Consider the following 1,320-nt stretch of genomic DNA (forward strand, 5'->3'; position numbering starts at 1 on the left):
CCCATACCCCCCACCCCCGACACCCTCGCGTACGTCCTGCACACCTCCGGCTCCACCGGCCGCCCGAAGGGGGTGCCGCTGCCGCACCGGGCGCTCGCCTCCCTCGTCGACTGGCAGGTCGCGCACTCCGCCTGCGGACCGGGCACCCGTACGCTCCAGTTCGCCCCCATCGGCTTCGACGTCGCCTTCCAGGAGCTGTTCGCGACCTGGGCGGCGGGCGGCACCCTCGTCCTGGCCGACGACGACACCCGCCGCGACCCGCACCTCCTGCTCGACCTGGTCGAGGACCAGCGCGTCGACCGCCTCTTCCTGCCGTTCGTGGCGCTGCAGCAACTCGCCGGATATGTGGTCGCGACCCAACGCACGTGCCGGGTACGGGAGTTCATCACCGCGGGCGAGCAGCTGTACGTCACCCCGGCGCTGCGCACGTTCTTCGGCGGGCTCACCGGGGCGAGCCTGGAGAACCAGTACGGGCCCACCGAGTCCCATGTGGTCACCGCCCACCGGCTCACCGGCGACCCGGCGCACTGGCCCGAGCGCCCGCCGATCGGCAGGCCCGTCGACGGCGCCCGCATCCGGCTCCTCGACGAGCGGCTGCGCCCGGTGCCGGTGGGCACGGTCGGCGAGATCTGCATCGGCGGCCGCACCCTCGCCGACGGCTACCTCGGGGAGGACGCGGCCACCGAGTCCCGCACCCGCTTCGTCCACGTCGACGACGAGGGCGGAAGCGATGGCGAGCGCCTCTACCGCAGCGGCGACCTCGGGCGCCATCTCCCTGACGGCACCGTCGAGTTCATCGGCCGCCGCGACGACCAGGTGAAGATCCGCGGCCACCGCGTGGAGCCCGCCGAGGCGGAGGCCGCCGTGCGCGCCGTGGACGGCGTCACGGACGCGGTGGTCCTCGCCACCGGCGAACCGAAACGCCTCGTCGCCCACTACACAGGACCCGCCGCACCCGAGCGGGTACGCGCCGCGCTCGCCGCCGCCCTGCCCCCGCACCTGGTGCCCGCGCTCCTGGTCCCCGCCACCGCGCTGCCGCTCACCCCGAGCGGCAAGACCGACCGCGCCGCCCTCGCGGCCACCGCACCGGCGCCGCCCAGCGGCAGCGGCACGCAGGGGGTGCCGTACGTGCCGCCGCGCACCCCGCGCGAGCTGCACATCGCCGAGCTGTGGCAGCGGGCGGCGGGACTGCCCGAGGGGGCCGGGCCGCCCGGCGTGCACGACGACTTCTTCACCGTCGGCGGCGACTCCCTGCGCGCCGCCCGCCTCGTCCTCGACCTACGTGCCGAACTCGGCCTCGCCCTGCCCCTGAACGCCGTC

Annotated in this window: 1 protein-coding gene; it reads left to right on the plus strand. The window is 75.8% G+C overall.

Annotation, left to right across the window (positions count from 1 at the left end; all coding sequences use genetic code 11):
- Positions 1-1,320: non-ribosomal peptide synthetase (locus GUY60_RS37710; RefSeq protein ID WP_161706001.1), on the plus strand; the 1,320-nt coding region annotated here is incomplete at both ends.

The sequence above is a fragment of the Streptomyces boluensis genome (genome assembly GCF_009908195.1).
In the GTDB taxonomy this organism is placed as follows: Bacteria; Actinomycetota; Actinomycetes; order Streptomycetales; family Streptomycetaceae; genus Streptomyces; species Streptomyces boluensis.